At 54.9% G+C, this 8,937-nt stretch carries 8 protein-coding genes; 5 read left to right on the top strand and 3 right to left on the bottom strand.

The genetic code is table 11. The features are described 5' to 3' along the window. Window positions 1-190: 190 nt before the first annotated feature. Window positions 191-1,633, bottom strand: a complete 1,443-nt coding sequence (aspA, locus tag ACW5XC_RS20245; protein WP_005340569.1) for an aspartate ammonia-lyase — start codon at window positions 1,631-1,633, stop codon at window positions 191-193. 442 nt (window positions 1,634-2,075) lie between these two features. Between aspA and ACW5XC_RS20240 the strand changes: the two genes are divergently transcribed. After that, complete coding sequence (locus ACW5XC_RS20240) at window positions 2,076-2,552, top strand: FxsA family protein (RefSeq protein ID WP_042054399.1); 477 nt, start codon at window positions 2,076-2,078, stop codon at window positions 2,550-2,552. A 34-nt stretch (window positions 2,553-2,586) separates the two neighbouring features. On the opposite strand, the gene ACW5XC_RS20235 is transcribed toward ACW5XC_RS20240, so the two are convergent. Then, the gene (locus ACW5XC_RS20235; RefSeq protein WP_236738296.1) at window positions 2,587-3,921 is read right to left on the bottom strand and encodes an MATE family efflux transporter; all 1,335 of its coding nucleotides are present in this window, start codon (window positions 3,919-3,921) and stop codon (window positions 2,587-2,589) included. Window positions 3,922-4,181: 260 nt separating this feature from the next. Here ACW5XC_RS20235 and ACW5XC_RS20230 point away from each other — a divergent pair, with 260 nt between their 5' ends. The 4 genes from ACW5XC_RS20230 (at window position 4,182) to ACW5XC_RS20215 (ending at window position 8,710) form a co-directional block, all read left to right on the top strand. Beyond that, window positions 4,182-4,475 carry a co-chaperone GroES gene (locus ACW5XC_RS20230; protein WP_005340573.1) on the top strand — a complete coding sequence of 98 codons (294 nt, stop codon included), beginning with the start codon at window positions 4,182-4,184 and terminating at the stop codon, window positions 4,473-4,475. A 43-nt stretch (window positions 4,476-4,518) separates the two neighbouring features. Then, complete coding sequence (gene groL / locus ACW5XC_RS20225; protein WP_005340575.1) at window positions 4,519-6,153, top strand: chaperonin GroEL; 1,635 nt, start codon at window positions 4,519-4,521, stop codon at window positions 6,151-6,153. A 101-nt stretch (window positions 6,154-6,254) separates the two neighbouring features. Then, window positions 6,255-6,755 carry a molybdopterin-binding oxidoreductase gene (locus tag ACW5XC_RS20220; RefSeq protein WP_042054318.1) on the top strand — a complete coding sequence of 167 codons (501 nt, stop codon included), beginning with the start codon at window positions 6,255-6,257 and terminating at the stop codon, window positions 6,753-6,755. Window positions 6,756-6,778: 23 nt separating this feature from the next. Further along, a complete protein-coding gene (locus tag ACW5XC_RS20215) occupies window positions 6,779-8,710 on the top strand; it encodes a putative bifunctional diguanylate cyclase/phosphodiesterase (RefSeq protein ID WP_042054320.1) in 1,932 nt (643 codons plus the stop codon). Window positions 8,711-8,749: 39 nt separating this feature from the next. Here ACW5XC_RS20215 and ACW5XC_RS20210 read toward each other — a convergent pair. Beyond that, window positions 8,750-8,937: hypothetical protein (locus ACW5XC_RS20210; RefSeq protein ID WP_456516111.1), on the bottom strand; the 188-nt coding region annotated here is incomplete at its 5' end.

Genomic DNA, 8,937 nt, shown 5'->3' with positions numbered 1-8,937 from the left:
TGAAATACAGAACCCCCGATGCGGTACATAGGGGGTTCTGAGTAGAGAAATGCTAGTTGAAAATGTGTAAACCTATTTCAGGACTAGACATGGTTTTTATTTGGCAAAAAGCCAATTCCCGATCGGGCTGGGGATAAAGACCAATCGGGAACTGACTTTATGGGCCGGGAAGATCCCGGCCCACACTCGCTTATACGGCAGCTTCGCGGGTGAAACGCTTGGCTTTGTATTGCGGGTTCATCAGGTTCTCGATGGAGAGAATTTCGTCCAGCTGCTCGGCGCTCAGCAGACCGCGCTCAAGAACGACTTCACGGACGTTCTTGCCGGTCTGGGCACAGATCTTGCCGACGATATCCCCTTCGTGGTGGCCGATGAAGGGGTTCAGGTAGGTCACGATACCGATGGAGTTCAGCACGTGATTCATGCAGATTTCCGGGTTGGCGGTGATACCTTCCACGCACTTCTCGCGCAGGGAAATACAGGCTTTTTCCATCAGGCTCAGGGATTCGAACATCGCCTGACCAATCACCGGCTCCATGACGTTCAGCTGCAGCTGACCGGCTTCGGCGGCGAAGGTGATGGTGATGTCGTTACCGAATACCTTGAAGCAGGATTGGTTGACCACTTCCGGGATAACCGGGTTGACCTTGGCCGGCATGATGGAGGAACCCGCCTGCATTTCCGGCAGGTTGATCTCTTTCAGTGCGGTGCGCGGGCCGGAGGAGAGCAGACGCAGGTCATTACAGATCTTGGACAGCTTCATGGCCAGACGCTTGATGGCGCCGTGCAGCATGACGTAGGCACCACAGTCTGATGTCGCTTCGATCAGGTCTTCTGCCGGCACATAGGCACGACCGGTGATCTCGGCCAGACGCTTGATGGCCAGTGCAGAGTACTCGGGCGGAGTGTTCAGACCGGTACCGATGGCGGTCGCGCCCAAGTTCACTTCCAGCAGCAGCTCCTGGCAACGCTTGATGGACTTGATCTCTTCACGCAGGGTCACTGCGAACGCGTGGAACTCCTGACCCAGGGTCATCGGAACTGCATCTTGCAGCTGGGTACGACCCATCTTCAGGATGTTTTTGAACTCTTTCGCTTTGGCATCGAATGCCGCGATCAGGTGCTCCAGCGCGTGCAGAGTCACGTCGGTGCTGTTGACCACAGCAACGCGGAAACCGGTCGGGTAGGCATCGTTGGTGGATTGGCACTTGTTGACGTGGTCGTTCGGGTTGATGACGTCGTAACGGCCTTTCTCCAGACCCATGATTTCCAGGGCGATGTTGGCCAGTACTTCGTTGGTGTTCATGTTGACGGAGGTGCCGGCACCACCCTGGTAAACGTCGACCGGGAACTGGTCGAAGCATTTGCCGGTGTTCAGCATCAGGTCGCAGGCTTCTACGATCTTGTCAGCAATTTCAGGACGGATGGTACCCAGTTCACCGTTTGCCAGCGCAGCGGCCTTCTTGGTCAGCACCATACCGCGGACGAATTCCGGAACGTCAGAAATCTTCTGAGAGCTGATCTTGAAGTTCTCGACAGCGCGCAGGGTGTGCACACCGTAGTAGAGATCATTGGAAACTTCTTTGGTGCCCAGCAGGTCTTCTTCAATGCGGACGTTCTTGATGTCGCTCATTGTAATGCCTCAGAAATCAGATAAATGGAAAAATCCTCACCGAGTGGTCGCGAGTTCCTTGCGCACAGCTCATCCTGAAGCACCACACATCGAGTGGGGCGGTTGGGAGAATGACCTCCCGAAAAACTAATCAATATACTACTCCAATTGAGGTATCGGTTATTAGAGGTGGATCACTAAATTTGCGACATTTTCAAATTACTTTGAGGAAAGTACACATATGTTATGAAGTTTTTATCATGATGATTTTTATAAGTTTTTGTGACTTTTTGCTGATTTTTTAGATTGCTGATGACGTAGGGGTCAGTTGGCCAACTTGAAAATAGGGGGGCTGCCCCCATTTATTCAGGGCAGAAAGTGGTGATGACGGGGCGGCAAAATCGCCTCTGACCATCGTTGGATGGGCGCCACTTTTTCTCAATTTACCGGTGCTGGAGTGTATATGGGCAAGTTGTTTTTGTTGTTGGTGGGTCTGGTTGTGCTGGAGCTCACCGTGATGATCGAGGTCGGCTCGGTAATCGGGGCGCTGCCGACTGTCGGCTTGCTCATCCTGACAGCGGTATTGGGCTCCTCACTGGTGCGCAGTGAAGGGATCAAGACCCTGTTCAGCGCCCAGCAAAAGATGCAGATGGGCGAGATGCCGGGCCGCGAGGTGATGGGGGGCATGATGCTGGCGTTGGCCGGTTTGCTGCTGATTATCCCGGGTTTCGTCACCGACTTCTTCGGGGTCCTGCTGCTGCAGCCCTGGCTGCGTAACAAACTGGCTGACAAGCTGATCGGCAGCAGCCAGTTCCGGATGCAGATGGGTGGCTTCCAGCGTACTCAATCGCCGTTTGGCAACGCACCGTCCGATGATCATCTGGGGAACGCCAAGCAGGGCGGCACCACCATCGAAGGCGAATTTGAGCGCAAAGAGTAATCGACGAGACGAAAACCCGAGGCGAGTGACTGAATCAGGGTTTGCCTTGATGGCACAAGGTCTCGAAGCGGTGTCGGGCATACCACCATGCGAGGGTGCCCGCCGCCAGATTGGCCAGCAGTATCCCCAGATATATCCCCTGTTCTCCCCCCAGCTTTGCCCCCAGCCAGGCTCCTGGCAACAGAAAACCAAACAGCCGCAATCCGTTGAACAAAAACGAGATACTGGATGCTCGCACGCCATTGAGTGCCGAGGCCAGCAGCATCACCATGCCCTGAAAGCCGTAACCGATCGGCACCAGATGCAGATAGAGAATGATGAGGCGAATGACCTGCGGATGATCGCTGAACAGTTTGGCGATGAGTGGCGCCAGTAGCCAGGTCAGGCCATAGATGGCGAGCTGGAACAGCAACGCAAACCTCATGCAGCTTTGCAGCGCAGCCTTGGCGCGGGCCGGATTGCCAGCGCCGCAGTTTTGCGAGATGAAAGGGGCCAGCACGGAGGCGAGTGCCATCATCACAATCAGCAGCAGTGCCTCGACCCGCGACGCGGCACCATAAGCCGCCACCACTTCGGTACCCAGTCCTGCAAAGATCGTCATCAGTACCGCATTGGCCAGGGGGTTGAGCATATTGGTAAAAGAGGCGGGGACGGCGACATGGAGCAGCGCCCGCCAGTGGGCCAGCAACCGGGCCCGCGGCGAGAGGCGCCACAGCAGCAAGCCTTCCCGATGACGCAGGATATAGAGGCTGACCAGCATCGCCATCAACCAGGAGATAGAAGTCGCGATGGCGGCCCCGCGGATCCCCCACTCGGGAAAGGGGCCGATGCCGAAGATCAACAGAGGATCCAGTACCCCGTTGACCAACCCGGCTACGGCCATCACCAGACTGGGGGTTTTGGTATCGCCGGTCGCCCGGATGGCGGCATTGCCCACCATGGGCAGCACCAGCATGGGGACGGTGAGATACCAGATCAGCATGTAGTCATGGATGAGGGAGATAAGCTCGGCACTGGCCCCCAGCAGAGTAAACAGAGGCTTGATGGTGAGAGCCCCCCCCGCTGAGAGCAGGGCCACCATGATCACCGCCAGAAACAGGCTGTCGGTGGCGAGATGGGCCGCCTCATCGTGTTTGCCCTGCCCCAGGGTATGACCGATCACCGCTGACAATCCGGCGCCCAATCCCATCGCCAGTGAGGTAACCACAAAAGTGACAGGAAAGGTAAAACTGATGGCGGCCAGAGCTTCGGTGCCCAGCATACCGATAAAAAAGGTATCGACCAGATTGAAGGCCAGAATGGCGATGATGCCGAAGATCATGGGGCCCGTCATCTGGCGCAGTACGACCGGAATAGGGGCTGTCAACATGGGGTTGGTGCGGGTCAAGGGCTCGTCTCTACAGCTGGCTTTGAAGGTTCTGGCATGGAAACCGGGCGGCTTGAACCGACCTTGCTCCAGAGTGCGGACATGGCTGAACCATCGAAGATGTTTATAGTACGTGAAAAAATTTTTTTTGTATTTGCCCTTGAAGGGTTAGCAACTCTGCCCCACATCAGGGACATATCCGATTTGGCCTGGAACGGCCATTCCTCAAAGCAACAATGAGACTCATTTTGGGAGAGTTATCGATGAAAATTCGTCCACTGCACGACCGCGTCATCATCAAGCGCATCGAAGCTGAAGCCAAATCTGCCGGCGGTATCGTCTTGACTGGTACTGCGGCCCAGAAGTCCACCCGTGGTGAAGTGCTTGCCGTGGGGACTGGTCGCATCCTGGATAATGGCGAAGTCAAAGCGCTGGCCGTGAAGGTTGGTGACAAAGTTATCTTCAACGAAGGCTACGGTGTGAAGACCGAGAAGCTGGATGGTCAGGACGTCCTGATCCTCTCCGAAACCGACATCCTGGCGATTGTCGAAGAGTAATCCATCCTCCTTTTCCCCGAATTGATTTAAGGATTGAAGAAAAATGGCAGCTAAAGACGTTAAGTTTGGTAACGAAGCCCGCATCAAGATGCTGGAAGGCGTAAACATCCTGGCTGATGCCGTCAAGGTGACTCTGGGCCCGAAAGGCCGCAACGTGGTGCTGGACAAGTCCTTCGGCGCCCCGACCATTACTAAAGATGGTGTGTCTGTTGCGCGCGAAATCGAGCTGGAAGACAAGTTCCAGAACATGGGCGCCCAGATGGTCAAGGAAGTGGCTTCCAAGGCGAACGATGCCGCCGGTGACGGTACCACTACTGCAACCGTTCTGGCTCAGGCTATCGTCAACGAAGGTCTGAAAGCCGTTGCCGCCGGTATGAACCCGATGGATCTGAAGCGCGGTATCGACAAGGCCGTTGTGGCTGCTGTTGCCGAGCTGCAAGCACTGTCCCAGCCGTGCGCCGACAGTAATGCCATCGCTCAGGTGGGCACCATCTCCGCAAACTCCGACGAGAAAGTGGGCAAGCTGATTGCCGAAGCCATGGACAAAGTGGGTCGCGATGGCGTCATCACCGTTGAAGATGGTCAGGGTCTGGAAGATGAGCTGGCAGTTGTTGAAGGTATGCAGTTCGACCGCGGCTACCTGTCCCCTTACTTCATCAACAAGCAAGAGACCGGTTCCGTTGAACTGGACGACCCGTTCATCCTGCTGGTTGACAAGAAAGTCTCCAACATCCGCGAAATGCTGCCAGTGCTGGAAGGCGTTGCCAAAGCTGGCAAGCCGCTGCTGATTGTTGCTGAAGACGTGGAAGGCGAAGCCCTGGCGACTCTGGTGGTCAACACCATGCGCGGTATCGTGAAAGTGGCTGCCGTCAAGGCGCCTGGCTTCGGTGACCGTCGCAAGGCCATGCTGCAGGATATCGCTGTACTGACTGGCGGTACTGTCATCTCCGAAGAAGTTGGCATGGAGCTGGAAAAAGCGACTCTGGAAGATCTGGGTCGTGCCAAGCGCATCGTCATCACCAAAGAGAATACCACCATCATCGATGGCGTGGGTGATGCCGGTGTGATCGAAGGCCGTGTTGCCCAGATCCGTCAGCAGATCGAAGAGACTTCTTCTGACTACGACCGTGAGAAGCTGCAAGAGCGCGTAGCCAAGCTGGCTGGCGGTGTTGCCGTGATCAAGGTTGGCGCAGCCACCGAAGTCGAGATGAAAGAGAAGAAAGCCCGCGTTGAAGATGCCCTGCACGCTACCCGCGCCGCGGTTGAAGAAGGTGTGGTTGCCGGTGGTGGTGTCGCGCTGGTTCGCGTTGCCGCCAAACTGGCTGGTCTGCGCGGTGACAATGAAGACCAGAACGTCGGTATCAAGGTTGCCCTGCGCGCCATGGAAGCCCCGCTGCGTCAAATCGTCATCAACGCCGGTGAAGAAGCCTCCGTCATTGCCAATGCAGTGAAGAACGGCGAAGGCAACTTCGGTTACAATGCTTATAGCGAACAGTATGGCGACATGCTGGCCATGGGTATCCTGGATCCGACCAAGGTAACCCGTTCCGCCCTGCAGTTTGCCTCTTCCATCGCCGGTCTGATGATCACCACCGAGTGCATGGTCACCGAACTGCCGAAGAAAGATACCCCCGCCATGCCTGACATGGGCGGCATGGGTGGCATGGGCATGATGTAATCATCCCCCTTGCTCTGTTTGACAAACGGCTCGCTCAAGGCGAGCCGTTTTTTTATATCTGGCTAAACTGAGTCTGTTGAGACAGCAAATCTGGGGGCTATATGAAAATGTTTGGTTGGCTGACACTACTGTGTTCATTGATCATCATGCCGGTGATGGCTGCTGAGGCGCTGACTGGGCCGGTGATCCTGAAAGTGGGTGGCAACATCAGGTCGGCAGACGAAGTTGATGGCAAGGTGTTATTTGATCTGGCCAAACTGCAGGCTCTGCCGCAACATGAGATAGTGACCGGCAACCCGTGGGTGGATAAGCCGCACACCTACAGAGGCCCAAAACTGGCCGATCTATTGACTGCAGTCGGTGCGGATGGCAAGACCATTACGTTGACGGCACTGAACAGTTTCCAGATCCGTATTGAATGGGACAAGGTTGCCAAATACGAGCCCATTCTCGCATGGGAAGACAATGGTGCTGTCATGCGGGTGCGTGACAAGGGGCCGGTCTGGTTTATGCTGCCTCTTGATCAATATCCGGAATTGAAGCGATCCGAATATACCGACATGATGATCTGGCAACTGGATTTGATAGACATTCAGCACTGATAAAAACAGCACGGGAGCATGGGGTGAAAGGAAAGACCAGGGCGTGGCCACTGCTCGTCATTCTGTATATATCCATCCTGTCGTTTACCGGGAGCACCCTCTATTGCCTGATGCAGATCCAGAATGCGACCAGAGCGATGGAGAAATACACCTATGATGTCTCCTGGGCGCTGATGCAGTTGCAGCTGGAGCTCGGTCGTTTCCTCAATGCGGTAGAGGTCTATCACTATGGCGGGATTGATCATGACACCCTGATGCTGCGTTATGACATTCTCTGGAGCAGAACGCCCATCCTGTTGAGCGGCCAGCTGCGCAAGAGCATGCAGGACAAGCAGAAAACCTTGCGTCTGGTGCAGCTGATTGAAACCAATATTCGCCAAATAGAGCCCGACATCACCAAGTTGCAAAGCGGGGCATCTGACTATCAGCAGGTCATGATGCGCCTTGCCCCGCTGCAAGAGCCGCTCTCCTACTCCCTCGCTTCTGTGATGCAGAAGAACATCAACGTCTATTCCGAGAACGATCGCCATTTTGGCCAATTGCGCAATGCCTTGTTGTTGATGGTCTCCGGTCTGGTCATGTCAGTGCTGCTGCTCAGCATGCTGCTTATATATGAAGGGCGTCGTCATTTCAGAGCGGCCAGACGGGATCCGCTGACCGGGTTGTCCAATCGGGTTGCTCTGCTGGAGCGGATGGAGCTGTACGCCACACAGGAAGTGCCGTTTGGACTGGTGCTGGTCGATATCAACGACTTCAGGGATATCAATAGCAAGTTTGGCTATGACACCGGTGATTATCTGCTTTGTGAGTTTGCCACCCGGATCAGAGTGCTCTGTGAAGAGGGGGAGTGGAGCGGACGTCTGGGGGGAGATCAATTTGCCATTATTCAGCGTGGCAGCAGCGATCTGCGTCAGGTCAGGGAGCTGGTAGCGCGATTGCTGCATGCGCTGAAGCAAGATATCGTCTATGACAACTATCCCTTCCGGCTTGAAGTCGGGATCGGGATTGCCTTCTATCCGATGGACAGCGACAAGACTCAGGAGCTGTTGAGTCGTGCGGAACAAGCCCTGTTCCATAGTCGCAAGACCCATGCCCCCTATGTGATTTACGATAACTCCCTGCTCAACGAGACGGCGCGGCGTAAACATTTGGCGTCGGATATGATCATGGCGCTGGAACACAATGCGTTGGAACTCTATTACCAACCCATCGTCAATCTCGAGAGTGGCCGCTGTGAAGCTGTCGAGGCTCTGCTGCGCTGGCGGCATCCGGAACTCGGCTTCATTCCGCCAAACGAAGTGATCATGGTGGCCGAGGAGTTCCAGCTTGCCGAGCGGGTTGGGAGCTGGGTGCTGAACACAGCTTGCGAGCAGCTCTATCAATGGCACCAGCTTGGTATGGTTGATCTGCAAATGTGTGTGAATATCTCGCCAGGCATGTACCAGCGTAATTTGCTCAAACTGGTGGCCAAGGCATTGATGGAGCACCATTTGCCTGCCCGTAGTCTGGTCCTGGAGGTCACGGAAGATACCACCATGCGCGAAGTGAAGAACTCGCTGCAACTGATGCAGGATCTCAATCAGCAGGGGGTGCTGTTGGCATTGGATGATTTTGGGACTGGTTATTCCTCTTTGAGTTATCTGCAAAAACTGCCGGTTAGCAAGGTGAAGATCGACCGCTCCTTTATACAGGGCATTGATACTTCAATGGAGGCATCCGAACTGGTCGCCAATATTTGCCGGATGGGGTCGATGCTGGGCAAGAGCCTGGTGTGTGAAGGGATTGAGACACAGGCGCAGTTGGATGTATTGCGATCTCTGACCGATATCCACTTGTATGGGCAGGGCTATCTGTTCAGCCGACCAGAGCAGGCGGAGAAAATCTATCAAACCTTGTTGGAGATGGAGGAGCTTTGGCTGGCGCGTCAACAATCCGAAATGGCTTATATGAGTTGAGAAGGGGCTTGCCTGTCATCTGCCTCCAGAATGTGTGATTTAGCTCAAACTTTCTTCATTTTGCTTGCTGTTTGAACGGTTGTTCGGTTTTATCAAAAAAACATGCAATTTAGCCTTGCCAGAAAGAATCTGTTCCCTATAATGCGCCTCCATCGACAGGGCAAGCGGCAACGCAAACAACCTGGTCGATAACCTCGAAAAACCTTCGAAAATAAGGCTTGACTCGA

It is taken from the genome of Aeromonas sp. 25-AL00135, from assembly GCF_054052385.1.
The sequence above is the reverse complement of the archived record's forward strand: the minus strand, read 5'-3'. Positions and strand labels throughout refer to the sequence as shown.

Bases quoted from the DNA above. Each gene is read 5' to 3' on its own strand.
- aspA (WP_005340569.1), bottom strand. From the start codon at position 1,633: ATGAGCGACATCAAGAACGTCCGCATTGAAGAAGACCTGCTGGGCACC.
- ACW5XC_RS20240 (WP_042054399.1), top strand. From the start codon at position 2,076: ATGGGCAAGTTGTTTTTGTTGTTGGTGGGTCTGGTTGTGCTGGAGCTC.
- ACW5XC_RS20235 (WP_236738296.1), bottom strand. From the start codon at position 3,921: ATGTTGACAGCCCCTATTCCGGTCGTACTGCGCCAGATGACGGGCCCC.
- ACW5XC_RS20230 (WP_005340573.1), top strand. From the start codon at position 4,182: ATGAAAATTCGTCCACTGCACGACCGCGTCATCATCAAGCGCATCGAA.
- groL (WP_005340575.1), top strand. From the start codon at position 4,519: ATGGCAGCTAAAGACGTTAAGTTTGGTAACGAAGCCCGCATCAAGATG.
- ACW5XC_RS20220 (WP_042054318.1), top strand. From the start codon at position 6,255: ATGAAAATGTTTGGTTGGCTGACACTACTGTGTTCATTGATCATCATG.